The 25,724-nt window shown below is 38.5% G+C and carries 23 protein-coding genes and 2 other annotated features; all 23 genes read left to right on the plus strand.

Translation table 11 applies throughout. The features are described from left to right. Positions 1-2 precede the first annotated feature (2 nt). A complete protein-coding gene (locus KGI01_RS00570) occupies positions 3-557 on the plus strand; it encodes a UvrB/UvrC motif-containing protein (RefSeq protein WP_141272408.1) in 555 nt (184 codons plus the stop codon). Continuing rightward, on the plus strand, positions 547-1,650 hold the full coding sequence (locus tag KGI01_RS00575) for a protein-arginine kinase McsB (protein WP_141272410.1): 1,104 nt from the start codon (positions 547-549) through the stop codon (positions 1,648-1,650). Before KGI01_RS00570 ends, KGI01_RS00575 begins: the two co-directional genes overlap by 11 nt. Further along, the gene (locus tag KGI01_RS00580; RefSeq protein WP_141272413.1) at positions 1,640-4,078 is read left to right on the plus strand and encodes an ATP-dependent Clp protease ATP-binding subunit; all 2,439 of its coding nucleotides are present in this window, start codon (positions 1,640-1,642) and stop codon (positions 4,076-4,078) included. Before KGI01_RS00575 ends, KGI01_RS00580 begins: the two co-directional genes overlap by 11 nt. 109 nt (positions 4,079-4,187) lie before the next feature. Next, positions 4,188-5,567 carry a DNA repair protein RadA gene (radA, locus tag KGI01_RS00585; protein ID WP_141272415.1) on the plus strand — a complete coding sequence of 460 codons (1,380 nt, stop codon included), beginning with the start codon at positions 4,188-4,190 and terminating at the stop codon, positions 5,565-5,567. A 91-nt stretch (positions 5,568-5,658) separates the two neighbouring features. Beyond that, complete coding sequence (locus KGI01_RS00590; RefSeq protein ID WP_141272417.1) at positions 5,659-6,738, plus strand: PIN/TRAM domain-containing protein; 1,080 nt, start codon at positions 5,659-5,661, stop codon at positions 6,736-6,738. A 99-nt stretch (positions 6,739-6,837) separates the two neighbouring features. Then, positions 6,838-7,536 carry a 2-C-methyl-D-erythritol 4-phosphate cytidylyltransferase gene (ispD, locus tag KGI01_RS00595; protein ID WP_141272419.1) on the plus strand — a complete coding sequence of 233 codons (699 nt, stop codon included), beginning with the start codon at positions 6,838-6,840 and terminating at the stop codon, positions 7,534-7,536. Next, positions 7,529-8,005 carry a 2-C-methyl-D-erythritol 2,4-cyclodiphosphate synthase gene (gene ispF / locus KGI01_RS00600; protein ID WP_141272421.1) on the plus strand — a complete coding sequence of 159 codons (477 nt, stop codon included), beginning with the start codon at positions 7,529-7,531 and terminating at the stop codon, positions 8,003-8,005. The genes ispD and ispF overlap by 8 nt, the downstream gene beginning before the upstream one ends. A gap of 78 nt (positions 8,006-8,083) precedes the next feature. After that, positions 8,084-9,544: a glutamate--tRNA ligase gene (gene gltX, locus KGI01_RS00605; RefSeq protein ID WP_087681985.1), complete on the plus strand. Its 1,461-nt coding sequence runs from the start codon at positions 8,084-8,086 to the stop codon at positions 9,542-9,544. A gap of 46 nt (positions 9,545-9,590) precedes the next feature. Further along, positions 9,591-9,826 (plus strand) — a binding site (T-box leader). A gap of 59 nt (positions 9,827-9,885) precedes the next feature. Then, positions 9,886-11,286 (plus strand): cysteine--tRNA ligase, encoded by a 1,401-nt coding sequence (gene cysS / locus KGI01_RS00610; protein WP_141272423.1) that lies wholly within the window; start codon positions 9,886-9,888, stop codon positions 11,284-11,286. A gap of 4 nt (positions 11,287-11,290) precedes the next feature. Further along, the gene (locus KGI01_RS00615) at positions 11,291-11,698 is read left to right on the plus strand and encodes a Mini-ribonuclease 3 (RefSeq protein WP_304364143.1); all 408 of its coding nucleotides are present in this window, start codon (positions 11,291-11,293) and stop codon (positions 11,696-11,698) included. A 12-nt stretch (positions 11,699-11,710) separates the two neighbouring features. Further along, complete coding sequence (rlmB, locus tag KGI01_RS00620) at positions 11,711-12,589, plus strand: 23S rRNA (guanosine(2251)-2'-O)-methyltransferase RlmB (protein WP_141272425.1); 879 nt, start codon at positions 11,711-11,713, stop codon at positions 12,587-12,589. A gap of 10 nt (positions 12,590-12,599) precedes the next feature. Continuing rightward, positions 12,600-13,109: an NYN domain-containing protein gene (locus KGI01_RS00625; protein ID WP_068450092.1), complete on the plus strand. Its 510-nt coding sequence runs from the start codon at positions 12,600-12,602 to the stop codon at positions 13,107-13,109. Between the two features lie 73 nt (positions 13,110-13,182). Continuing rightward, positions 13,183-13,821, plus strand: a complete 639-nt coding sequence (sigH, locus tag KGI01_RS00630; RefSeq protein ID WP_373863103.1) for an RNA polymerase sporulation sigma factor SigH — start codon at positions 13,183-13,185, stop codon at positions 13,819-13,821. A 47-nt stretch (positions 13,822-13,868) separates the two neighbouring features. Then, positions 13,869-14,036, plus strand: a complete 168-nt coding sequence (rpmG, locus tag KGI01_RS00635) for a 50S ribosomal protein L33 (protein ID WP_255314689.1) — start codon at positions 13,869-13,871, stop codon at positions 14,034-14,036. A gap of 34 nt (positions 14,037-14,070) precedes the next feature. Continuing rightward, positions 14,071-14,256, plus strand: coding sequence for a preprotein translocase subunit SecE (gene secE, locus KGI01_RS00640; protein ID WP_068450094.1), 186 nt, complete (start codon positions 14,071-14,073; stop codon positions 14,254-14,256). Positions 14,257-14,353: 97 nt separating this feature from the next. Next, positions 14,354-14,887, plus strand: a complete 534-nt coding sequence (gene nusG, locus KGI01_RS00645) for a transcription termination/antitermination protein NusG (protein WP_068450096.1) — start codon at positions 14,354-14,356, stop codon at positions 14,885-14,887. Between the two features lie 167 nt (positions 14,888-15,054). Further along, positions 15,055-15,480, plus strand: a complete 426-nt coding sequence (rplK, locus tag KGI01_RS00650) for a 50S ribosomal protein L11 (protein WP_068450098.1) — start codon at positions 15,055-15,057, stop codon at positions 15,478-15,480. 124 nt (positions 15,481-15,604) lie between these two features. After that, complete coding sequence (rplA, locus tag KGI01_RS00655) at positions 15,605-16,300, plus strand: 50S ribosomal protein L1 (RefSeq protein WP_141272427.1); 696 nt, start codon at positions 15,605-15,607, stop codon at positions 16,298-16,300. A 46-nt stretch (positions 16,301-16,346) separates the two neighbouring features. Then, positions 16,347-16,495: a sequence feature (ribosomal protein L10 leader region), on the plus strand. 34 nt (positions 16,496-16,529) lie between these two features. Continuing rightward, positions 16,530-17,030: a 50S ribosomal protein L10 gene (gene rplJ / locus KGI01_RS00660; protein ID WP_068450102.1), complete on the plus strand. Its 501-nt coding sequence runs from the start codon at positions 16,530-16,532 to the stop codon at positions 17,028-17,030. Between the two features lie 75 nt (positions 17,031-17,105). Further along, positions 17,106-17,465, plus strand: coding sequence for a 50S ribosomal protein L7/L12 (rplL, locus tag KGI01_RS00665; RefSeq protein ID WP_087681983.1), 360 nt, complete (start codon positions 17,106-17,108; stop codon positions 17,463-17,465). Positions 17,466-17,547: 82 nt separating this feature from the next. Then, positions 17,548-18,147: a class I SAM-dependent methyltransferase gene (locus tag KGI01_RS00670; RefSeq protein WP_141272429.1), complete on the plus strand. Its 600-nt coding sequence runs from the start codon at positions 17,548-17,550 to the stop codon at positions 18,145-18,147. 245 nt (positions 18,148-18,392) lie between these two features. Further along, the gene (gene rpoB, locus KGI01_RS00675) at positions 18,393-21,953 is read left to right on the plus strand and encodes a DNA-directed RNA polymerase subunit beta (RefSeq protein ID WP_068450108.1); all 3,561 of its coding nucleotides are present in this window, start codon (positions 18,393-18,395) and stop codon (positions 21,951-21,953) included. 128 nt (positions 21,954-22,081) lie between these two features. Continuing rightward, complete coding sequence (gene rpoC / locus KGI01_RS00680; protein WP_141272431.1) at positions 22,082-25,681, plus strand: DNA-directed RNA polymerase subunit beta'; 3,600 nt, start codon at positions 22,082-22,084, stop codon at positions 25,679-25,681. Positions 25,682-25,724 lie beyond the last annotated feature (43 nt).

Below are 25,724 nucleotides of genomic sequence, written 5' to 3' on the forward strand. Positions count from 1 at the left end.
GGATGATCTGTGAAAACTGTAAACAACGTCCAGCTACTGTCACCATTACGATGACAAAAAATAATGAAGAAGTCGTAAAACACTACTGCGAAGTTTGCAGTGGGCAACAAGATTATTTGCATATAGATGAAGAAGTAAAGCCTGTGACAATCGAACAAATCTTTTCGGACTGGTTTGGTATTCCAACATGGTCATCCAATGCACCTCAGTCAAAACAACCACCGCAAGGAAAGCAGCAATGCGAGTCATGTGGTATGACGTACCAACAGTTTTTAAAAGAGGGTAAATTTAACTGTCCAAATTGTTATCATGCTTTTTATGAACGTTTGCCTGAAGTATTTAAAAGACTTCATAATGGTGCAACGGAACATACGGGTAAGATACCGGGCGGATTAAATAAAACATATCAAATTAAAAAAGAGATTGAAGTATTACGTCAGAAGATGAAATCAGCTGTAGAGCAAGAAGAGTTTGAAGAAGCAGCAAAACTTCGAGATGAGGTAAAACAACTTGAAAAACAGTTAACGCAAGGTGGTGCAGCGAACGATGAAGATTGATCATTTTCTAAAAGGTGACAATATTAGTTGGATGGCTGGCGATGGTGAGCACGGTGATATTGTCATGAGTACACGTATTCGTTTAGCGCGTAACATATCTGCGTATCGTTTCCCACGTGCTTTTAGTGAAGAAGAAGCGATGGCTATTGATCGTCAAGTGAGTAGTGCTTTACTCGACTGCGAAACACTTCAAACACCACTCTATCACTTTGATTTGGGGCAAAGACCTTCTTTGCAAAAACAAATTTTAGTAGAGAAGCATTTAATTAGCCCACAACTTGCGAAAAAAGAACGGATTGGTTCGATTCTCGTATCTGAAGATGAATCAATTAGTGTCATGATTAACGAAGAAGATCACATTCGCATTCAATGTTTAGAACCAGGACTTAATCTTAAAAAAGCTTTACTAAAAGCAAATGAAATTGATGATTGTATTGAAAAACAAGTGAACTATGCATTTGATGAAAAATTTGGTTATATGACCACTTGTCCGACAAATGTAGGGACAGGATTACGTGCTTCCGTCATGATGCACTTACCAGCTCTTACGATGACGAATCAAGTTCGCGCCTTAATCAATATGATGCCACGACTAGGTTTAATCGTGCGTGGAATTTATGGTGAAGGAACAGAGGCTGTAGGGAATTATTATCAAATTTCAAATCAAGTAACACTTGGTAAATCAGAAGAAGAAATCATTCAAGAATTAGAAACGATTGTAGAACAAGTTGTTGCAAAAGAGGTGGAAGCTAGAAAGGCAATGTTAGAACATGCGCCGATTGCAATTTCAGACCGCTTGCATCGCTCGTTAGGAGTCTTACAAACAGCTCGAATCCTATCGAGTACAGAAGCTGCGAATTGTTTATCTAACGTGCGTTTGGGTATAGATTTAGGTATCATACAAAGAATTCCAAATGAAGTTTTAAATAAATGTATGCTGATTATGCAACCGGGCTTCTTACAACAATATACAGGTACAACATTGAAGCCAAATGAGCGAGATGTGTACCGCGCGACATTGATTCGCGACATGATTAGCGAAGCATGCCAACATAAATTAGAAGATGAAGGAGAGGACTCATATGATGTTTAATCGATTTACACAAAGAGCTCAAAAAGTATTGCAATTAGCACAAGAAGAAGCCATTCGTATGAAGCATGAAGCGATTGGAACAGAACACATCTTACTTGGATTAATTCGAGAAGGTGGTGGAATCGCTGCAAAAGCTCTTGAGGCTATTGAAGTGAGCCCTGAAATGATTGAAGAGGGTATTGAAGAACTTGTTGGTACAGGTTCTAAAAATGTTGGACCAATCGTTCATTACACACCTCGTGCTAAAAAAGTCATTGAGTTATCAGTAGATGAATCTCGTAAATTAGGTCATTCATATATCGGAACAGAGCATATTTTATTAGCTCTTATTCGCGAAGGTGAAGGTGTTGCTGCTCGTGTATTAAATAATGCAGGTGTTAGCTTAAATAAAGCGCGTCAACAAGTATTACAACTGCTTGGTAGTTCAGATGCAGGTCAAAACGGTAGCGCTGCTGCACCGACAGCAAATACGCCAACATTAGATAGCTTAGCGCGTGATTTAACAGAGATGGCGCGTGAAGGTAATTTAGATCCAGTAATTGGACGTAGTAAAGAAATTACACGTGTGATTGAGGTATTATCTCGTCGTACAAAAAACAACCCTGTTATTATTGGTGAACCGGGTGTTGGTAAAACAGCGATTGCAGAAGGATTAGCACAACAAATTGTGAATAATGAAGTGCCTGAAATCCTACGTGATAAGCGTGTTATGACACTTGATATGGGTACGGTAGTTGCAGGTACAAAATATCGTGGTGAGTTTGAAGATCGCTTGAAAAAAGTGATGGATGAAATTCGTCAAGCAGGTAACGTTATCTTATTCATTGATGAGTTACACACATTGATTGGAGCGGGTGGTGCAGAAGGTGCAATTGATGCATCAAACATCTTAAAACCTTCTCTAGCGCGTGGTGAACTACAATGTATCGGTGCAACAACATTAGATGAGTATCGTAAATACATTGAAAAAGATGCTGCATTAGAACGTCGTTTCCAACCAATTCAAGTAGATGAACCTTCTGTAGAAGAAGCGATTCAAATTATTGAAGGTTTACGTGATCGTTATGAAGCGCATCATCGTGTGAAAATCTCAGATGTTGCAGTAGAAGCAGCTGTTAAAATGAGTGATCGTTACATTTCAGATCGTTTCTTACCAGATAAAGCGATTGATTTAATTGACGAAGCAGGTTCAAAAGTACGCCTACGTTCTTACACAACACCTCCGAACTTGAAAGAGTTAGAAGTTCAGTTAGAAGCACTTCGCTCAGAAAAGAATGAAGCGGTGCAAAGTCAAGAGTTTGAAAAAGCAGCGAACCTACGTGATTCTGAACAAAAATTAGTTGCGCAATTAGAAGAAACAAAGAAAAAATGGAAAGAAGACCAAGGTCGTTCAGAGTCTGAAGTGACAGTGAATGATATTGCAGAAGTTGTTTCGATGTGGACAGGCATTCCAGTTGCAAAACTAGAACAAGAAGAGTCTACAAAATTACTGAATTTAGAAGAAGAATTACACAAACGTGTAGTAGGACAAAGTGAAGCAGTTGAAGCAATCTCTCGTGCGATTCGTCGTGCACGTGCGGGATTAAAAGATCCAAAACGTCCGATTGGTTCATTCATCTTCTTAGGACCTACCGGTGTAGGTAAAACAGAATTAGCTCGTGCGTTAGCTGAAGTTATGTTCGGTGAAGAAGATGCTATGATTCGCATTGATATGTCTGAATACATGGAAAAACATTCGACTTCTCGCTTAGTTGGTTCGCCTCCAGGTTATGTAGGATTCGATGAAGGTGGTCAATTAACTGAGAAAGTACGTCGTAAACCATATTCAGTTATCTTGTTAGATGAGATTGAAAAAGCGCATCCAGACGTATTCAACATTCTATTACAAGTATTAGATGATGGACGTTTAACAGACTCAAAAGGGCGCGTTGTCGATTTCCGTAATACAGTTGTTATTATGACTTCAAATATTGGTGCAGAAGCACTGAAATATCGTAAATCTCTTGGTTTCGGTGCGCAAGAGAAAAAACAATCACAAGAAAATTCAAAACAAGTGATGTTAGAAGAACTGAAAAAAGCATTCCGTCCAGAGTTTTTAAACCGTGTGGATGAAATGATTGTCTTCCATCCACTTGAGAAGAAAGAATTAAATGAGATTGTTAAAAAGATGGCAGCTCAATTAACAAAACGTCTAAAAGAACAAAACATCGAATTAGAATTAACGGAAGCTGCATTAGACCGAATTGCAAATGAAGGTTATGATCCAGAATATGGTGCAAGACCACTGCGTCGTGCAATTCAGAAAAATGTAGAAGACCGTTTATCAGAAGAAATTCTAAAAGGTACAGTTCTAACAGACCAAATTGTTGTATTTGATGTACAAGACGGCGATTTCGTTGTTCATGTCAAAGAAAAAGCGAAAAACTAATTTTAGATAGGTGAAAACCTATACGAAATTAAAATTTAAAAACACTCCAAACAGACGTTTGGAGTGTTTTGCTTTATAATAAGGGAATATGAATGCGGAGGTGCACAAAGTGGCAAAGAAAAAAACAAAGTTTATGTGTACAGGTTGCGGTTATGAAGCGCCGAAATGGATGGGGCGTTGTCCAGGTTGCGGTGAATGGAATACGATGATTGAAGATGTTGAGATTGTACAAAAAGGCCCTCGCGGTGCATTCCAACATACAGTGAGTAAATCACAACAAAAAGCCATGCCGATTATTTCAGTCGAAACACAAGAAGAACCACGTGTACAAACAGAATTACACGAGTTGAATCGCGTGTTAGGTGGCGGTGTCGTACCAGGTTCACTTGTCCTAATCGGTGGCGACCCAGGGATTGGAAAATCTACACTGCTATTACAAGTATCTGCCTTATTATCGAATCAAGGGCATCGTGTTTTATATATATCGGGTGAAGAATCCGTTCGCCAAACGAAGCTACGCGCAGAACGCTTAGGGGTAAAATCTGCTGAACTCTATATTTACTCTGAAACAAATTTAGAATTTTTACATGAAACAATTGAGGAAGTACAGCCGAAGTTTGTCATTGTCGATTCTATTCAAACCGTACATCATCCAGAAGTGACGAGTGCACCAGGAAGTGTATCGCAAGTTCGAGAGTGTACAGCAGAATTAATGCGTATTGCGAAAACGAAAAATATCGCTATTTTCTTAGTTGGTCATGTAACGAAAGAAGGACAAATTGCAGGACCGCGTATTTTAGAACATATGGTAGATACCGTTCTTTATTTTGAAGGAGAACGTCATCACACATATCGTATTTTACGCAGTCAAAAAAATCGATTCGGTTCTACGAATGAAATTGCGATTTTTGAAATGTTGCAAGGTGGGTTGAAGGAAGTACTAAATCCATCAGAACTATTTTTACAAGAACGTTCGCAAGGTGCGCCAGGGTCTACAGTTGTCGCCTCAATGGAAGGGACAAGACCGATTTTAGTAGAGATTCAAGCTCTTGTAACACCATCAAGTTTTAACTATCCAAAACGCATGGCGACAGGATTGGATCAAAATCGAATTTCATTATTAATGGCTGTTTTAGAAAAACGTATGGGTCTAATGCTACAAGCACAAGATGCCTATATTAAAGTAGCAGGTGGTGTAAAGTTAGACGAACCTGCCATCGATTTAGCCGTCCTAGTATGTATCGTATCGAGTTTTAAAGATGCGAATGCTAACGCTACGGACTGTTTTGTAGGTGAGGTTGGTTTAACGGGTGAAGTGCGACGTGTGTCACGTATCGAACAACGTGTTCAAGAAGCAGCGAAACTCGGTTTCAGACGCGCGATTATTCCGGCGTCTAACTTAGGTGGTTGGGAGTACCCAGAAGGGATTCAAGTGATGGGTGTAGAGACCGTAAACCAAGCTTTGAAAATTGCGTTCAAAGAAATGTAATGATTTCAAAAAGAAAATGACAAAACGTCTACCTCAAAAGAGAGTTTAGTTGGCAAAGTATGTATAATGAGCTCAAGGGGAGGTGAGAGAAATGTTAAAACGAATCGTTCAAGTCGCATTTTTGTTCATCGGGGGTACATTAGGGTTTATCTTATTACCGCCATTATTTGATGTTATTCATTTAAGTTCAAACTCTTGGATTAACAATCCCTATGTGACGGTTTCGCTTGGTGCAGTTCTTTTATTCATTCTGTCTTTTGTATTGGCAGATCCGTTTATTCGATTTATGAAATTCTTTGAAGAGCGCCTATTAAAAGCACCTGTGGGCGACTTATTATTTGGAACAATTGGTTTAATCATAGGTTTAACACTAGCGTTTTTAGTAGGTGTTGCACTTGATGGTCTTCATTTAGCAGTAATTAGTGATATTGCACCAATCTTATTATCCATTGTTTTAGGATATGTTTTCTTCCAAGTCGGTTTCAAAAAACGCGATGAATTAATGTCTGTTTTCACATCGCGTTCTAATAAGAAAAAAGAAGCAGATGTAGGTGCGGAGAGTTTTAACGAAGTAGGTTATAAGCTACTAGATACAAGCGTTATTATCGACGGTCGAATTGCAGATATTTCAAAAACCGGTTTTATTGAAGGTGTTTTAGTTGTCCCGCAATTTGTATTAACTGAATTACAGCATATTGCCGACTCATCTGATACATTAAAGCGTACAAGAGGTCGACGTGGACTTGATATTTTAAAAGTACTTCAAGATGCTTCAAATTCAAATGTCTTAATTACTGAAATTGATTTTGAAGATGTACCTGAAGTGGATTTAAAATTAGTACGTCTGGCAAAAAAGATGGGTGCACAAATTCTAACGAATGACTTTAACTTAAATAAAGTATGTGAGCTACACAAAGTAAGTGTGTTGAATATTAATGACTTAGCTAACGCAGTAAAACCTGTCGTCATTCCAGGTGAAGAAATGAACGTTGTCGTCATCAAAGATGGTAAAGAGCATAATCAAGGGGTTGCCTATCTAGATGATGGAACGATGATTGTTGTAGAAGAAGGAAAGTCATACATTGGACAAGCGATTGTCGTAATTGTGACATCTGTTCTCCAAACTTCAGCAGGACGAATGATTTTTGCTAAGCCAAAAAACCATAAATAGTGGTAGTATAAATGTATAAACGAACAGGGGCTGTCCCCAAGAACCAATTGAGGTTTTTTACGGACAAAGCCCCTTTTATATTGAAGGAGTGTACGTTATATGCAGTATGACGTGATTTTACCTGCTGCTGGTAGTGGGAAACGAATGGGCGCTAATCAAAATAAGCTATTTTTAGAATTAGCAGGCATACCTATATTGATTCATACATTACGTGTTTTCGAACAAGATACGCAGTGTCGAGCAATATATTTAGCTGTAAAATCAGAAGAACGTGCCTATATTCAGCAACAATTGGCACAATATGAAATTCATAAAGTAGTTGCGATGCCTGATGGTGGTGAAGAACGCCAGCATAGTGTTTATGCGTGTATACAAGAAATAAAGAATGGTGAAATTGTCCTTGTTCATGATGCAGCAAGACCATTCATTGAATTACCGACGATACATAAGCTTGTACAACAGGCAACAGAAAAGGGTGCAGCAATCGCAGGTGTTCGAGCAAAAGATACAATGAAAAATGTACAAGATGATAAAATACAAGAAACGGTGGATCGTTCAAATCTATGGATGATTCAAACACCACAGGCTTTTCGATTTGAATTATTAAATCGTGCAGAACAACAAGCAGCAGCAGATGGTTTTTTAGGAACCGATGAAGCGATGCTAGTGGAACGATTAGATGAATCCATCTATATTGTTGAAAGTAGTTATGAAAATATAAAGATGACAACCAAAGAGGATTTAGTTTTTGGTGAAGCGATTTTAAATCGTAGAACAGGAGGACATTCATATGTTTAGAATTGGACAAGGTTTTGATGTACACGAGTTTGCGGAAGGACGACCATTAATTATCGGTGGTATTACAATTCCACATGACAAAGGATTGATTGGGCATTCAGATGCAGATGTATTGTTACATACGGTAACAGATGCAGCATTAGGCGCAATCGGTGAAGGGGATATCGGGCGACACTTCCCAGATACAGACCCAGAGTTCAAAGATGCAGATTCAGCAAAATTATTAGCGTACATTTGGAAGATTGTTGAGGAGAAAGGGTATAAGTTAGGAAACGTAGATTGTACAATCATGGCACAACGTCCTAAAATGGCTCCATATATCGAACCAATGCGTAATCGTATTGCAGAACTATTAAATGCAGAACCAGATCAAGTAAATGTGAAAGCAACAACAACAGAAAAGCTTGGATTTGTTGGTCGTGAAGAAGGTATTGCAGCAATGGCAACAATTTTGTTAATCAAAGCCTGAGTTCCTTTAAATTTCAAGGAGCGAGTGGTAAAATGAGAAAAGTTGAATTTTTCTCGACAAATTAGGAGGATCTGAATTATGACTAAAAAAGTTCGTGTACGTTACGCACCAAGTCCAACAGGACATTTACACATCGGTGGCGCACGTACAGCATTATTTAATTATCTATACGCAAAACATTATGATGGGGATTTCGTATTCCGTATTGAAGATACAGATGTAGCTCGTAACATCGAAGGCGGAGAAGAATCTCAACTTCACAACCTTGAATGGTTAGGCATCATCCCTGTAGAATCACCAATCATTGGCGGTCCATACGGTCCATATCGTCAAATGGAACGTTTAGACACATATACAGAGCATGCACAACAATTACTTGAAAAAGGTCTTGCTTACAAATGTTTCTGTACATCAGAAGAATTAGAAGCAGAACGCGAAGCGCAACGTGCAAATGGTGTAGCCGCTCCTATGTATAAAGGGACTTGTCGTCACTTAACTGCAGAAGAAGTTGCAGAAAAAGAAGCAGCGGGTTTACCATACACGATTCGCTTTAAAGTACCAGCAGAAGAAACATATGTAGTTGATGATTTAATTCGTGGCGAAGTAACGTTTGAATCAAAAGACATCGGTGACTGGGTAATCGTAAAAGCAAATGGAATCCCAACATACAACTATGCTGTTGTTTTAGATGATCACTTAATGGAGATGACACACATCTTCCGCGGTGAAGAGCATCTATCAAACACACCAAAACAAATGATGATTTACCGTGCGTTTGGTTGGGAAGTACCTCGTTTTGGTCATATGACATTAATCGTAAATGAAAATCATAAAAAATTATCAAAACGTGATGAGTCAATTATTCAATTCATCTCACAATATAAAGATTTAGGTTACTTACCAGAAGCAATGGTCAACTTCCTTGCATTACTTGGTTGGTCTCCAGAAGGCGAAGAAGAAATCTTCTCAATGGATGAGTTAATCGCTCAATTCACTGAAAAACGTTTAACAAAATCACCTTCTATGTACGATACTCAAAAGTTAAAATGGATGAACAACCAGTACATGAAGAAGTTATCGCATGAGCAAGTGGTTGAACTATGCTTACCATTCTTACAAAAAGAAGGTCTTGTTCCTGAAAATCCAACAGAAGAAGAAGCGGCGTGGGCATCTCGTTTAATCGGCTTATACCATGAGCAAATGAGTTACGGTGCAGAAATCGTTGAATTATCAGCACAATTCTTCACAGACGCATTAACATATAGTGAAGAAGAACAAGAAGTATTAGCTGGTGAACAAGTTTCAGAAGTAATGGCTTCATTCAAAGCACAACTAGAAGCACTTGAAGACTACGTAGCACCAGAAATTAAAAAGGCGATCAAAGCTGTTCAAAAAGAAACAGGTCATAAAGGTAAAAATCTATTCATGCCAATTCGTGTTGCAACAACAGGCGAAATGCATGGACCAGAATTAACAGATGCACTTGAACTTTTAGGTAAAGAAACAGTCATTGCACGCATCGAACCATTTATTAAATAAGTTTTCTTTTTTGCAAAGACATTGTAGAATAAAGTTACTTATACAACATAAAGCGTTGAAGAGGAGAAGTATGTGACGCAAGCTCCAAAAAGAGAGGACCATCATCGGCTGAAAGTGGTCTGAGCCTCTGTAAAGCAGAAATGCACCTCTGAGTATTTGATTGAACCATGTTTTTAATGAGGTAGGTCAAATCGGTTTGTCACCGTTATCGACCTTGAGTGGAATAGAGGCTGGTTAGTCCTATTCAATCAGAGTGGAACCGCGTACTTTCTCGCCTCTGTCTATCTTTACGATAGATGGGGGTTTTTTTATTAAACTTAATATCTAAAGGAGTGTTTCATTTGGCTATTCAAATTTTTAATACATTAACACGCGAAAAAGAAGAATTTAAACCAATCGAAGAAGGAAAGGTGCGCATGTATGTATGTGGACCAACTGTTTACAACTACATTCATATCGGAAATGCACGCCCGGTAATCGTTTATGATACAGTTCGTCGCTACTTAACGTATCGTGGTTATGAAGTAGATTATGTTTCAAACTTCACAGATGTAGACGACAAAATCATCAAAGCAGCAAACGAATTAGGTGAAGATGTATCTGAATTAACAGAGCGTTTCATTGCAGCATATTTTGAAGATATTACAGCACTAGGTGCCCAAAAAGCAGATGCCCATCCACGTGTAACAGAACATATGGATGAAATTATCGAGTTCATCGATGTATTAGTTCAAAAAGGATATGCGTACGAATCGCAAGGAGATGTGTATTACCGCACACGCAAATTTAAAAATTATGGACAATTATCACATCAATCTGTAGATGATTTAAAAGTTGGCGCACGTATTGAAGCAGGAACGAAAAAAGAAGATGACTTAGATTTCGCATTGTGGAAAGCAGCAAAACCAGGTGAGATTTCATGGAAGAGTCCTTGGGGTGAAGGCCGTCCAGGTTGGCATATCGAATGTTCTGTTATGGTTCACAATCATTTTGGTGATACAATCGATATTCACGCTGGTGGACAAGATTTGAAATTCCCTCACCATGAAAACGAGATTGCGCAATCAGAAGCTTATACAGATAAAAAATTCTCAAATTATTGGATGCATAACGGGTATATCAATATTGATAACGAAAAAATGTCAAAATCACTAGGTAACTTTATTTTAGTACATGACATCATTCAACAAATTAATCCACAAGTATTACGATTCTTTATTTTATCTGTACACTACCGTAACCCAATTAACTTTGCGCAAGACTTGGTGGAAGCAGCAGCGAATGGTTTAGATCGCCTTCGTACAACGCATCAAAACTTACAACATCGTTTAAAAGCAGCAACGAATTTAGTTGAGGTAGACGAAGCTGAATTACAAATTATTGAAGATGCAAAAGCTTATTTTGTTGAATCAATGGATGACGATTTCAATACAGCAAATGCCATTTCAGCACTATTCACCATTTCAACTGCTGCAAATAAATATTTAACAGCTAAAAATACAAACACAGAAGTTTTAGAAGCTTATAAAATAGCACTAGAAGAATTAACAGGTGTATTAGGTATTCAATTAGCGCAAGCAGAGGAATTATTAGATGAAGACATTGATGCATTAATCGAAGAACGCCAACAAGCTCGTAAAGACCGAAACTTTGCGCGCGCAGATGAAATTCGTGATATTTTAAAAGAACAAAACATTATTTTAGAAGATACACGTCAAGGTGTACGTTGGAAACGAGGCTAATCAATTGGGACAATTAAGAGATATTGATGTAAAACAATTGAATGCTCTAGCGCTTGCTTATATGGGAGATTCTGTTTTAGAAATTGCGGTACGTGAACACTTATTACGTAATGGTAAAGTGAAGCCGAATATTCTACATCGTGAAGCAACGCGCTATGTTTCTGCAAAAGCACAAGCAAAAGTTGTACGAAAAATGATTGAAGAAGAGTTCTTTACAGAAGACGAAGCGAGTATATTAAGACGAGGACGCAACGCAAAATCAGGTTCTGTACCGAAGAATACAGACGTACAAACATATCATTACAGTTCAGCATTTGAAGCTGTTTTAGGTTATTTATATTTATTAGGACAAGAAGAACGGATAGCGGAAATTATTGCTTATACGATTGAAACAGTGGAAGCTGAGAAATAGGAGGTTATCAATATGGATAACAGACGAGGTAAACGAGAGGAACGTGATCGTCGCGGTAATAAAATTACGCGCGATGGTCGCAAACCTAAAAAGCATACAAGAAGACCATACGAAGAGCCAAAAGAAATCGTAGAAGTTGTCGAGGTAGAACAAAAAGATAAAGAAATAATTGCAGGTAAAAACCCTGTATTAGAAGCATTGCGCGCGACACGCGATATTAATAAAATTTGGGTAGCAGAAGGTGTAAAAAAAGCAGGGATTGCAGAACTGCTTGAATTAGCAAAAGAACGTGGAATTGTTGTACAATTTGTACCAAAACAAAAAGTCGATGGTCTAACTTCTGAAAACCATCAAGGTGTTGTTGCATCAGTAGCTGCATATAATTATGCGGAATTAAATGATATTTTTGCGATTGCAGAAGAACGTGGTGAAGATCCATTTATTTTAATTTTAGATGAATTAGAAGATCCACATAACTTAGGCTCAATTATGCGTACAGCAGACGCTGTTGGCGCACATGGAATCATCATTCCAAAGCGTCGCTCAGTTGCTTTAACAGCAGTGGTAGCAAAAGCTTCAACTGGCGCAATTGAGTATATTCCAACAGTACGTGTCGGTAATTTATCGCAAATCGTTGATGAATTAAAAGAACGTGGTGTATGGATTGCTGGGACAGATGCAAAAGGTTCTGAAGACTATCGTCGCATGGATGCAACATTACCTCTTGCCGTCATTATCGGTAGTGAGGGCAAAGGAATGAGTCGAGTATTAAAAGAGAAGTGTGACTTCCTTTACAATTTACCAATGGTTGGACATGTTACGTCATTAAACGCCTCGGTAGCTGCATCATTATTGATGTATGAAGTGTACCGTAAGCGTCACGAATTATAAGTGATTGCCTATGGATATTATGTTGGTAGATGGGTATAACATCATCGGAGCTTGGAAAGAGCTACAAGAATTAAAAAAGCATGGACTAATTGAAGCACGTGATCGTTTAATTGAAATGATGGCAGATTACCAAGCGTATTCAGGCATGAAAGTAATCGTCGTTTTCGATGCATACCTTGTCCCAGGGAATGCGACCAAACTGAAAAAACACGAAGTCGAAGTTATTTTTACAAAATCAAAAGAAACAGCAGATGCTCGTATTGAAAAATTATCGAATGAGTTAATGTCACGTCGAACAAAAGTTTATGTAGCCACAAATGATATGGCTGAACAAAATGTCATTTTTGGTAATGGTGCACTAAGAAAATCAGCGCGTGAATTTGAAATCGATGTTCAAACTGCTCAAAAAGGTATTGAAGAAAAAGTACGACAAACGCTGAAAGAAAAACCTGTGCGTCCACTAAATATGTCAGAAGAAGTACATGAAGCGCTTGAAAAAATGCGTAGAGGAAAATTTTAGGTATATGGATAAATATTGTTAGTTACGTTATACTAGGTCTAACTATGCAGGGAGCATAAATTGGGGTGATACTTTGATAACTGATCAATTACAAGAAAAGCAACAACGGTTTAAAACCCTTACAGATGAGCAGTTAGTCGTTCGTTCTCGTGAGGGCGATAGTGATGCGTTAGATTTTTTGATTACAAAGTATAAAAACATTGTTCGACATAAAGCAGGGTCTTATTTTTTAATAGGAGCTGACCGAGAAGATATTGTGCAAGAAGGCATGATTGGTCTATATAAAGGGATTCGAGATTTTAACGAAGATAAGCAAGTGACATTTAAAGTTTTTGCGGAACTATGTATCACACGTCAAATTATCACAGCAATCAAAACAGCGACGCGTCAAAAACATATTCCTTTGAATTCTTCTGTTTCGCTTGATAAGCCGATTAATGATGATGAACAAGTGAATACATTGTTAGATATTTTGTCGACGAATGAACAAGATGATCCGCAAGAAGTGATGGTGAGTAAAGAACGAGTCCATTACATGGAATCGCAAATAAAAGATGTGCTTAGTGCGTTTGAAAAACAAGTATTGGCTCTCTATTTAGATGATTGTACATATCAAGAGATGTCATTAGCACTGAAAAAAGAAGTGAAGTCGATTGATAATGCTTTACAACGTATTAAGCGCAAGTTAGAACATCATATTTTGAATATATGAGCTAGTTGACAGAAAAGATTGTAAAGTGTTAGTCTTTTAACAGAACAATGCCTAAAAAGGTGATGACAATGGCAAACAAAATCGTTTTATGTTGTGAAAAATGTGGCGCTCGTAATTATCATTTACCGGCCCCAAAAGATCTTTCAAAACGCATGGAGTTAAAAAAATTCTGCTCAACTTGTAATGAACACACATTACATAAGCAGACACGATAGCATTTATATAAGATTTATTCGGAGGTTAGGTTAGATGGCAAAGTTAAAGCAGTTTTTCAAAAATGTCCTATCTGAGATGCGAAAAACAAGCTGGCCGAAACGTAAAGAGCTTAGTAAATATACACTTGTTGTAATTTCTACATTAATCTTTATGGCAGTATTCTTTATGCTAGTGGACTTAGGAATCTCAAAATTATTCCGTATGTATTTGGATTTATAGACGAAAAATGTTATGATTTGTGAAAGAGCCCGTAATGTGTACGGGTTTTTTCATTTGCCTTAAAAAAGGAGGGAATGGACCACGCGTCCAGACAATTATGGAGAAGAATTGGTATGTTGTTCATACGTATTCAGGTTACGAGAATAAAGTAAAGTTAAATCTCGAAAAACGTATCGAAACAATGGGAATGTCGGATAAAATTTTCCGCGTAATCATCCCAGAAGAACAAGAAACAGAAGTAAAAGATGGTAAGAAAAAAACATATATGCGTAAAACGTTCCCAGGTTACGTTCTTGTCGAGTTAATTATGACAGACGATGCTTGGTATGTAGTACGTAATACACCAGGTGTAACAGGATTTATCGGTTCATCAGGTGGCGGTGTTAAGCCAACTCCATTATTACCAGAAGAAGTAGAAGTCATCCTTGCGCAAATGGAAGCGAACTCACCAACTGTAGAACTAGATTTCGCAGTAGGCGACTTAGTAGAAGTGAAAGAAGGACCTTTCGCACACTTCCAAGGTGTGGTTGAAGAAATTGATGCTGATAAACAAAAAATTAAAGTAAATGTTGATATGTTCGGCCGTGAAACGGTTATGGAACTAGATTTTGCACAAGTTTTAAAAGTTTAATCACTTTTGAACTTGCCACAAAAACATAAAAGTGTTATCATTTCAAAGGTCAGACTGTAATGTATGACTACCGTAATTTTTAATGTTATCGGAATAAGCCGACAGACAGATATTGAGTGGGAGGGGAAACCCTTTGACCACATCACGGACTTAAGGAGGTGTGTCTCGTGGCTAAAAAAGTTGTAAAAGTTGTAAAACTTCAAATTGAAGCTGGTAAAGCGAATCCAGCTCCACCAGTAGGTCCTGCACTAGGTCAAGCAGGTGTTAACATCATGGGGTTCTGTAAAGAATTCAATGCTCGTACACAAGACCAAGCAGGTTTAATCATTCCAGTAGAGATTTCTGTATTTGAGGATCGTTCATTCACATTCATTACAAAAACTCCGCCGGCAGCAGTGTTACTTAAAGTAGCAGCTGGTATTAAATCAGGTTCAGGTGAACCAAACCGTGTTAAAGTAGCTACAGTGAAACGCGATAAAGTTCGCGAAATCGCTGAAACAAAAATGCCAGACTTAAACGCAGGTTCTGTAGAAGCTGCTATGTTAATGGTAGAAGGTACTGCACGTAGCATGGGTATTGTCATCGAAGACTAATCCCATTACTTGATAGAGAAGTTTTGTTTTTTGGAGGTTGCGACAGTTTCACAAGATTGAAACTCGCAGCCTTTATTCGTGGGAGGTTTATTCCGCTACAACCACAATCAAGGAGGAAATTATAATGGCTAAAAAAGGTAAAAAACTACAAGAAGCTGCTAAGCTAGTAGATAAAAATAAACTATACACAGTAGCAGAAGCTGCTGAGTTAGCAAAAAGCACAAGCACTGTAAACTTTGATGCAACTGTAGAAGTTGCTTTCAACTTAAACATCGATACTCGTAAAAACGACCAACAAATCCGTGGTGCAGTAGTACTACCAAACGGTACTGGTAAAACTCAAAAAGTTTTAGTATTCGCTAAAGGTGAAAAAATCAAAGAAGCAGAAGCTGCTGGCGCTGACTACGTAGGCGATGCTGAGTACATCCAAAAAATCCAAGGTGGCTGGTTCGATTTCGACGTAATCGTTGCGACTCCAGACATGATGGGTGAAGTTGGTAAACTTGGTCGTGTATTAGGACCTAAAGGTTTAATGCCAAACCCTAAAACAGGTACAGTTACTTTCGACGTAACTAAAGCTGTTAATGAAATCAAAGCTGGTAAAGTTGAATACCGTGCTGACAAAGCTGGTATCGTACATGCACCAGTAGGTAAAGTTTCATTCGAAGCTGACAAATTAGCTGAAAACATCCAAACAATCGTTGATGTAATCACAAAAGCTAAACCTGCAACTGCTAAAGGTGTTTACATGAAGTCTGTTCACGTAACAACTACAATGGGACCATCAATCAAAATTGACTCTCTTTCTTTAGCAAAATAATTTCATATTGACAATGTACTGTTCTATTGTTAAAATAGACAACGTTGTGAATTATCCATTTGTACCATAGACAGTAGGGGTAGCTTAATTGACTACTTAATGATCCTACCGAGGGCAAAGGAACTCAGACTCTTTAATGATGATGAATTTCCGCCCCTCTCTATTTTATTGATGAGGGGCTTTTCTTTTGTCGGTATAAGTGACCCATTCTTATAGGAGGTGTCCAATCATGAGCAAAGCAGTTGAAATGAAACAAACTGTTGTTCAAGAAATCGCTGAGAAATTCAAAAGCGCAGCGTCAGTAGTAGTAGTTGACTACCGTGGTCTTACAGTTGCACAAGTAACTGAATTACGTAAACAATTACGCGAAGCTGGTGTTGAATTCAAAGTATACAAAAATACTTTAGTTCGCCGTGCTACTGAAGAAGTTGGTCATGCTGATTTAAATTCTGCATTAACAGGCCCTAACGCTATTGCATTCTCAACTGAAGATGTAATCGCTCCAGCCCGTATTATCAACAACTTCGCGAAAGAAAACGAACAACTTGAAATTAAAGCTGGTTTAATCGAAGGCGCTGTGGCTTCTGCTGAAGAAATCAAAGCACTTGCAGAACTTCCATCACGCGAAGGTCTATTATCTATGCTTTTATCAGTTCTACAAGCACCAATGCGCAACTTCGCGCTTGCAACAAAAGCTGTTGCAGACCAAAAAGAAGAACAAGGCGCTTAATAGCAAGTTGATCTTCACCGCATAATAATATGCACAAAAAATAAAAAATTAGATTCCAAATAGGAGGAACTCATAATGAACCAAGAACAAATCTTAGCTGCAATCAAAGAGATGACAGTTTTAGAATTAAATGACTTAGTAAAAGCAATCGAAGAAGAATTCGGTGTAACTGCTGCAGCTCCTGTAGCTGTTGCTGGTGGCGCTGCTGGTGCTGCTGAAGAGAAAACAGAATTTGATGTTGTATTAGCATCTGCTGGTGAATCTAAAATTAAAGTAATCAAAGTGGTTCGTGAAATCACTGGTTTAGGTCTTAAAGAAGCTAAAGAAGTTGTAGATAACGCTCCTAAAGCTCTTAAAGAAGGCGTATCTAAAGAAGAAGCTGAAGAAATCAAAGCTAAACTTGAAGAAGTTGGCGCAAACGTAGAAGTTAAGTAATTAATTTTCTATTGATTAACAAAAGCTCGTCAATATACTTATTGACGAGCTTTTCTTCATTTTATGTGAAGGAGGGCGAAATATGTCAGAACATTATTATTCAAAAAAACCGCATGTAGAAAGCAAACCAAGAAAGTGGAATTTCACATTAAGAGGTTTTACATTTTCTTTTGAAACTGACGCAGGCGTGTTTAGTAAAAGCGAAGTAGATTTTGGATCCCGTGTGTTAATCGACTGCTTTGAATTACCGAGTGTTTCTGGAGATATTTTAGATGTAGGTTGTGGTTATGGGCCGATCGGGTTGTCGATTGCTAAAAGTTATCCGGATCGCACAGTTCATATGATGGACGTGAATGACCGAGCATTAAGTTTAGCTGAGAGAAATGCGGAAAATAACGGAGTACAAAATGTGCAGATTTATGAGAGTGACGCACTTTCATCTGTGAAAACAGATCAAGTCGCTGCTGTTTTGACAAACCCGCCAATCCGCGCAGGAAAGAAAACGATTTTTCGTTTTTATGACCAAGCGTATGATGTGCTGAGAGAAGAAGGCGAGCTGTGGATTGTGATTCAAAAGAAGCAAGGAGCCCCTTCGACGATGGATCATTTAGTTGAAAAGTTCCGTTTGGTAGAAGTTGTTGATAAGGTCAAGGGTTATTGGATTATCAGAGCTGTCAAATAATTTGTCAACAATAAAAGATTGACTTGACAAATCGGCTATGATATTATAAGAAAATGCAAAAATATTTAAATTGCATAGGTATGTCTTTTTATCGTTCAAGGTAAAAAGTCAGCAATTTTTTAAGTTTGGTTAAACGAGAATGAGCTCTAAATTATATGAACTCGTTTTCTTTTTTGTCTTTCAAATCATACACGATGTGTAAAGATTTTGAAAGACCTATTATCGCTTTATGAGGGGTGAATGAGTTGACAGGTCAACTAGTTCAGTACGGACAACACCGCCAGCGTAGAAGCTTCGCGCGTATTAAAGAGGTGCTGGAACTTCCGAATCTTATTGAGATTCAAACCGCATCTAACGAGTGGTTCCTAGAAGAAGGATTACGTGAAATGTTCCGCGATATTTCACCGATTGAAGACTTCACAGGGAATTTATCACTAGAGTTTGTCGATTACAGTCTTGGGGAACCAAAATATGATGTCGATGAATGTAAACAACGCGACGCAACTTTTGCCGCGCCATTGCGTGTGAAAGTACGTTTGCATAACAAAGAAACTGGAGACGTGAAAGAACAAGAAGTATTCATGGGTGATTTCCCATTAATGACTGAAACAGGTACTTTCATTATTAACGGTGCAGAACGCGTTATCGTTTCCCAATTAGTAAGATCACCAAGTGTATACTACCACGATAAAACTGATAAAAACGGTAAAAAAGGTTTCGGAGCTACAGTGATTCCTAACCGTGGTGCATGGCTTGAATATGAAACAGATGCGAAAGATGTAGTACATGTTCGTATCGACCGTACACGTAAATTACCAGTAACAGTACTTTTACGTGCATTAGGTTTCGCTTCAGACCAAGAAATCATCGATTTAATCGGTGATAACGAGTACTTGCGTAATACATTAGAAAAAGATAATACAGAAAGCACAGAAAAAGCGCTTCTAGAAATTTATGAGCGTCTACGTCCTGGTGAACCACCAACAGTAGAAAGTGCGAAAAACTTATTGTATTCTCGTTTCTTCGACCCAAAACGCTATGATTTAGCAGCTGTAGGTCGTTATAAAATGAACAAAAAGCTTCACATTAAAAATCGTTTATTCAACCAAACAATCGCTGAAACACTGGTAGACCCAGAAACAGGCGAAATTTTAGTTGAAAAAGGCACATTAATCGATCGTCGTGTCCTAGACAAAATTATTCCAAACCTTGAGAATGGTGTTGGTTTCAAAACCCTTTCTAAAGTGGGTGGCGTAATCGAAGGCGACGTATTAGTACAAGAAGTAAAAATCTTCGCGCCGAATGATGAAGCTCAAAAAGAAATTAAAGTTATTAGTAATGCATATGTTGATGATGAAGTAAAACACTTAACACCAGCAGATGTTGTTGCTTCAGTATCTTACTTCTTTAATTTATTATATGGTATCGGTGATACAGATGATATCGATCACTTAGGTAACCGTCGTCTACGTTCTGTAGGTGAGTTACTGCAAAACCAATTCCGTATCGGTTTATCTCGTATGGAACGTGTTGTACGTGAACGTATGTCAATCAATGATACTGAATCAATCGTGCCACAACAATTAATCAATATTCGTCCAGTAATTGCGTCTATTAAAGAATTCTTTGGTAGTTCTCAATTATCTCAATTCATGGACCAAACAAACCCACTTGCAGAATTAACGCACAAACGTCGTCTATCTGCATTAGGACCTGGTGGTTTAACACGTGAACGTGCTGGCTTTGAAGTACGTGACGTTCACTATTCTCACTATGGCCGTATGTGTCCGATTGAAACTCCTGAGGGACCGAACATTGGTTTAATCAACTCACTATCTTCTTATGCAAAAGTTAATCCATTTGGTTTCATCGAAACGCCATATCGTCGTGTCGATCCTGAAACAGGTGCTGTAACTGCGCATATCGATTACTTAACAGCAGATGAGGAAGATAACTATGTAGTAGCTCAAGCGAACTCACCATTAAATCCAGATGGTACATTCGTAGAGAGTGAAGTGGTAGGTCGTTTCCGTGGAGATAACTCTGTTTTCAAGCGTGAAACAATTGACTACATGGACGTATCTCCTAAACAAGTAGTATCTGCTGCGACAGCATGTATCCCATTCTTAGAAAACGATGACTCAAACCGTGCTCTAATGGGTGCCAACATGCAACGACAAGCTGTTCCTTTATTAAACCCTGAAGCTCCATTCGTTGGAACTGGTATGGAACACGTAGATGCACGTGATTCTGGTGCTGCAGTAGTAGCGAAATATGCTGGTATTGTAGAACATGTAGAAGCTCGTTCAATCCACGTACGCCGTATTGAAGTTGTAGACGGTAAAGAGGTTCAAGGAGATTTAACTAAATATAAACTACAAAAATTCGTTCGTTCAAACCAAGGTACAAGTTATAACCAACGTCCACTTGTGAGCGTAGGTGAGCGCGTAAAACCACGCGATATTCTTGCTGACGGTCCATCAATGGAAAAAGGTGAACTTGCATTAGGTCGTAACGTAGTTGTAGCCTTCATGACTTGGAATGGTTATAACTATGAGGATGCTGTCATCATGAATGAACGCCTAGTTAAAGAAGATGTATACACTTCAGTTCATATCGAAGAATATGAATCAGAAGCACGTGATACAAAGCTAGGGCCTGAAGAAATCACTCGTGACATTCCAAATGTCGGAGAAGAAGCGCTTCGTAACCTTGACGAACGTGGTATTATTCGTATCGGTGCTGAAGTAAATGACGGTGATATTTTAGTAGGTAAAGTAACGCCAAAAGGTGTAACAGAATTAACTGCTGAAGAACGTCTATTACATGCAATCTTCGGTGAAAAAGCACGTGAAGTACGTGATACATCACTTCGTGTACCACATGGTGCCGGTGGTATCGTACTTGATGTTAAAGTCTTCAACCGTGAAGATGGCGACGAATTATCTCCAGGTGTTAACCAATTAGTTCGTGTTTACATTGTTCAAAAACGTAAAATTCGCGTTGGTGACAAAATGGCCGGACGACATGGTAACAAAGGGGTTATCTCGCGTATCCTTCCAGAAGAAGATATGCCATTCTTACCAGACGGTACACCAGTCGATATCATGCTTAACCCACTTGGGGTACCATCTCGTATGAATATCGGACAAGTATTAGAGCTTCATTTAGGTATGGCTGCTCGTTACTTAGGTGTTCACATGGCTACACCAGTATTTGATGGTGCGTCAGATGAAGATGTATGGAAAGTGATGGAAGAAGCTGGTATGAACCGTGATGGTAAAACAGTTCTTTATGATGGTCGTTCAGGTGAACCATTAGACAACCGCGTATCAGTTGGGGTTATGTACATGATCAAACTTGCGCACATGGTTGACGATAAACTTCACGCACGTTCAACAGGACCTTACTCACTTGTTACGCAACAACCACTTGGTGGTAAAGCGCAATTCGGTGGACAACGTTTTGGTGAGATGGAAGTTTGGGCTCTTGAAGCATATGGTGCTGCGCACACACTTCAAGAAATCTTAACTGTTAAATCAGATGACGTTGTTGGTCGTGTGAAAACTTACGAAGCAATCGTAAAAGGCGATCCGGTTCCAGAACCAGGCGTTCCAGAATCATTCAAAGTATTAATTAAAGAGTTACAATCTTTAGGTTTAGATGTGAAAATGTTAAACATCAATGACGAAGAAATTGAACTACGCGACTTAGATGATGAAGAAGAAAACACATCAAATAACGCATTAAACATTCTTCCAAATGATGAAAATGCAGAAGCATCAGCGACTGTACAAGAAGATTAATCGAGTATTTTTGTGGAAGATGGACAGGCTCTTTTTGGGCTTGTCCTAATTCCAATTTATCTATAAAAATCAATCGTCGAGCTAATTTATAAGTCAAATAGACTTCAGAATAAAGGGAGGTAGGCTCCTTGATAGACGTTAATAATTTTGAGTATATGAAAATCGGTTTAGCTTCACCAGATAAAATCCGCTCATGGTCTTATGGAGAAGTAAAAAAACCTGAAACAATCAACTACCGCACACTAAAACCAGAAAAAGATGGTTTATTCTGTGAGCGTATTTTCGGACCTACAAAGGACTGGGAATGTCATTGTGGTAAATATAAACGCGTTCGCTATAAAGGTGTAGTTTGTGACCGTTGTGGCGTAGAAGTAACACGCGCTAAAGTTCGTCGTGAACGTATGGGTCACATCGAATTAGCAGCATCTGTATCACACATTTGGTACTTTAAAGGTATTCCATCTCGTATGGGTCTAATTTTAGACATGTCACCTCGTGCACTAGAAGAAGTTATCTACTTTGCTTCTTACGTAGTAATCGATTCAGCTGATACACCTTTAGAGAAAAAACAATTACTTTCTGAAAAAGAGTATCGTGCTTATCGTGAAAAGTTCGGTTCAACATTCAAAGCATCAATGGGTGCTGAAGCGATTAAAGACCTTTTACGTGAAATCGATCTTGATAAAGAAACAGAAATGTTAAAAGAAGAATTAAAAACTGCTCAAGGTCAACGCCGTACACGTGCGATTAAACGTCTTGAAGTAGTTGAATCGTTCCGTCACTCAGGTAACCGTCCTGAATGGATGATTTTAGATGTACTACCTGTAATTCCACCAGAATTACGTCCAATGGTACAACTTGATGGTGGTCGTTTTGCGACTTCAGATTTAAACGATTTATATCGTCGTGTAATCAACCGTAACAACCGTTTAAAACGTTTATTAGACCTTGGTGCTCCTGGCATCATCGTACAAAACGAAAAACGTATGTTACAAGAAGCGGTAGATGCATTAATCGATAATGGTCGTCGTGGCCGTCCTGTTACAGGTCCTGGTAACCGTCCATTAAAATCACTTTCACATATGTTAAAAGGTAAACAAGGTCGTTTCCGTCAAAACTTACTTGGTAAACGTGTTGACTACTCTGGTCGTTCAGTAATCGTAGTTGGTCCATCTTTAAAAATGTACCAATGTGGTTTACCAAAAGGTATGGCAATCGAGCTATTCAAACCTTTCCTAATGAAAGAATTAGTTGAGCGTGGTTTAGCGCACAACATTAAATCTGCAAAGCGTAAAATTGAGCGTATGCATGAAGATGTATGGGATGTTTTAGAAGAAATCATTCGCGAGCACCCAGTATTACTAAACCGAGCGCCAACGCTTCACCGTTTAGGTATCCAAGCATTCGAACCAACATTAATTGAAGATAAAGCGATTCGTCTTCATCCGTTAGTATGTACAGCTTACAATGCTGACTTCGACGGTGACCAAATGGCGGTCCATGTACCACTTTCAGCAGAAGCGCAAGCAGAAGCTCGTTTATTAATGTTAGCTGCTCAAAACATCTTGAACCCTAAAGATGGTAAGCCAGTTGTAACGCCTTCTCAAGATATGGTATTAGGTAACTACTACCTAACTTTAGAACGTAAAGGTGCACCTGGTGAAGGTACAGTATTTACAGATGCTGAAGAAGTAATGGTAGCTTACCAAAACACTGAAGTACATCTGCATACACGTGTGGCAATTAAAGCATCATCTTTAAATAATAAAACATTTACAGAAGAACAGAATGGTAAACTATTAGTTACAACTGTTGGTAAAATTATTTTCAACGAAATTCTTGATGAGAACTTCCCATATATTAATGAACCATCAAATGATAACTTATTAGAAACACCAGATCACTTCTTCTTACCAACGAATACAAATGTAAAAGAATACTTCGAAAATACAGACGTAGTAAAACCATTTACAAAGAAATTCTTAGGTAATGTTATTGCGGAAGTCTTTGCACGTTATCACATTACAGAAACATCTGTTATGTTAGACCGTATGAAAGACTTAGGTTTCAAATATTCTACTAAAGCTGGTATTTCAATCGGTATCTCAGATATCATCGTATTACCAGACAAAGGTGAAATTTTACATCATGCGCAAGAACAAGTAGATAAAGTACAAAAACAATTCCGTCGTGGTTTAATCACAGAAGAAGAGCGTTATGATCGCGTTATTTCATTCTGGGGTGCTGCAAAAGACGAAATTCAAGCACGTCTGATGAAATCTTTACCAGCTGAAAACCCAATCTTCATGATGAGTGACTCTGGTGCCCGTGGTAACGCATCTAACTTTACACAGTTAGCTGGTATGCGTGGTCTGATGGCAAACCCATCTGGTCGTATCATCGAGTTACCAATCAAATCATCATTCCGTGAAGGTTTAACAGTATTAGAGTACTTCATCTCGACTCATGGTGCGCGTAAAGGTCTTGCCGATACCGCACTTAAAACAGCCGATTCAGGTTACCTTACTCGTCGTCTAGTTGACGTAGCGCAAGATGTAATCGTACGTGAAGATGATTGCGGTACTGACCGTGGTTTAACAATTACTTCATTAAAAGAGGGCTCTGAAATTATCGAAGCATTAGACGAGCGTATTATCGGTCGTTATGCGAAGAAAACAATTCGTCACCCAGAAACAAAAGAAGTAATCGTTGCGCGTAACGAATTAATTACGCAAGAGTTAGCTCGCGTAATTATTGATGCTGGAATCGAAGAAGTTACAATTCGTTCTGCATTTACATGTAACACACGTCACGGCGTATGTAAAAAATGTTACGGTATGAACTTAGCTACAGGAGATAAAGTTGAAGTGGGCGAAGCGGTTGGTACAATCGCAGCTCAATCAATCGGTGAGCCAGGTACACAGTTAACAATGCGTACATTCCATACTGGTGGGGTTGCCGGTGCCGATATCACACAAGGTCTTCCTCGTATCCAAGAGATTTTTGAAGCACGTAATCCAAAAGGTCAAGCAGTAATCAGTGAAATCACTGGTGTTGTTTCTGATATTGAGGAAATTCGTGAAGGTCAAAAAGAAATTACGGTAACAAGCCCAATTGAATCACGTAAATATTTAGCACCATACAATGCACGTTTAAAAGTACAAGTAAACGATGAAGTTGTTCATGGTCAAGTATTAACAGAGGGTTCAATTGATCCAAAACAATTAATCAAAGTAACAGATGTTTCAACTGTAGAAGAATATCTATTAAAAGAAGTACAAAAAGTTTACCGTATGCAAGGGGTAGAAATTGGCGATAAACACATTGAAGTAATGGTTCGTCAAATGCTACGCAAAGTACGCGTAATCGAAGCTGGTGATACTGATTTATTACCTGGTTCACTTCTAGATGTTCACCAATTCTATGATGCAAACAAAACTGTTCTTAAAGAAGGTAAACTACCTGCTACATGTACACCAGTGATTCTTGGTATTACAAAAGCATCACTTGAAACAGAATCATTCTTATCTGCTGCATCATTCCAAGAAACAACTCGTGTTCTTACAGATGCTGCAATCAAAGGAAAACGCGATGAATTATTAGGACTTAAAGAGAACGTTATCCTTGGTAAGTTGATTCCTGCTGGTACAGGTATGCAACGCTACCGTCAAATCCAAATTGCTGGTGAAGACGAGCAAAAATCAGAAGAAGCAGTTTCTGCTGAATAACTGATGAAAATCGAGGGAGAAATCTCCCTCGATTTTTTATGGC

The organism is Kurthia gibsonii (assembly GCF_006539985.1).
In the GTDB taxonomy this organism is placed as follows: domain Bacteria; phylum Bacillota; class Bacilli; order Bacillales_A; family Planococcaceae; genus Kurthia; species Kurthia gibsonii.

Coding starts and splice junctions, on each gene's coding strand:
- secE (WP_068450094.1), top strand. CDS start 14,071: ATGGCAAAGTTAAAGCAGTTTTTCAAAAATGTCCTATCTGAGATGCGA.
- KGI01_RS00625 (WP_068450092.1), top strand. CDS start 12,600: ATGGATATTATGTTGGTAGATGGGTATAACATCATCGGAGCTTGGAAA.
- rlmB (WP_141272425.1), top strand. CDS start 11,711: ATGGATAACAGACGAGGTAAACGAGAGGAACGTGATCGTCGCGGTAAT.
- rplL (WP_087681983.1), top strand. CDS start 17,106: ATGAACCAAGAACAAATCTTAGCTGCAATCAAAGAGATGACAGTTTTA.
- rplJ (WP_068450102.1), top strand. CDS start 16,530: ATGAGCAAAGCAGTTGAAATGAAACAAACTGTTGTTCAAGAAATCGCT.
- gltX (WP_087681985.1), top strand. CDS start 8,084: ATGACTAAAAAAGTTCGTGTACGTTACGCACCAAGTCCAACAGGACAT.
- rpmG (WP_255314689.1), top strand. CDS start 13,869: ATGCCTAAAAAGGTGATGACAATGGCAAACAAAATCGTTTTATGTTGT.
- KGI01_RS00590 (WP_141272417.1), top strand. CDS start 5,659: ATGTTAAAACGAATCGTTCAAGTCGCATTTTTGTTCATCGGGGGTACA.
- KGI01_RS00670 (WP_141272429.1), top strand. CDS start 17,548: ATGTCAGAACATTATTATTCAAAAAAACCGCATGTAGAAAGCAAACCA.
- KGI01_RS00575 (WP_141272410.1), top strand. CDS start 547: ATGAAGATTGATCATTTTCTAAAAGGTGACAATATTAGTTGGATGGCT.
- nusG (WP_068450096.1), top strand. CDS start 14,354: ATGGAGAAGAATTGGTATGTTGTTCATACGTATTCAGGTTACGAGAAT.
- rplA (WP_141272427.1), top strand. CDS start 15,605: ATGGCTAAAAAAGGTAAAAAACTACAAGAAGCTGCTAAGCTAGTAGAT.
- ispF (WP_141272421.1), top strand. CDS start 7,529: ATGTTTAGAATTGGACAAGGTTTTGATGTACACGAGTTTGCGGAAGGA.
- KGI01_RS00580 (WP_141272413.1), top strand. CDS start 1,640: ATGATGTTTAATCGATTTACACAAAGAGCTCAAAAAGTATTGCAATTA.
- KGI01_RS00570 (WP_141272408.1), top strand. CDS start 3: ATGATCTGTGAAAACTGTAAACAACGTCCAGCTACTGTCACCATTACG.
- ispD (WP_141272419.1), top strand. CDS start 6,838: ATGCAGTATGACGTGATTTTACCTGCTGCTGGTAGTGGGAAACGAATG.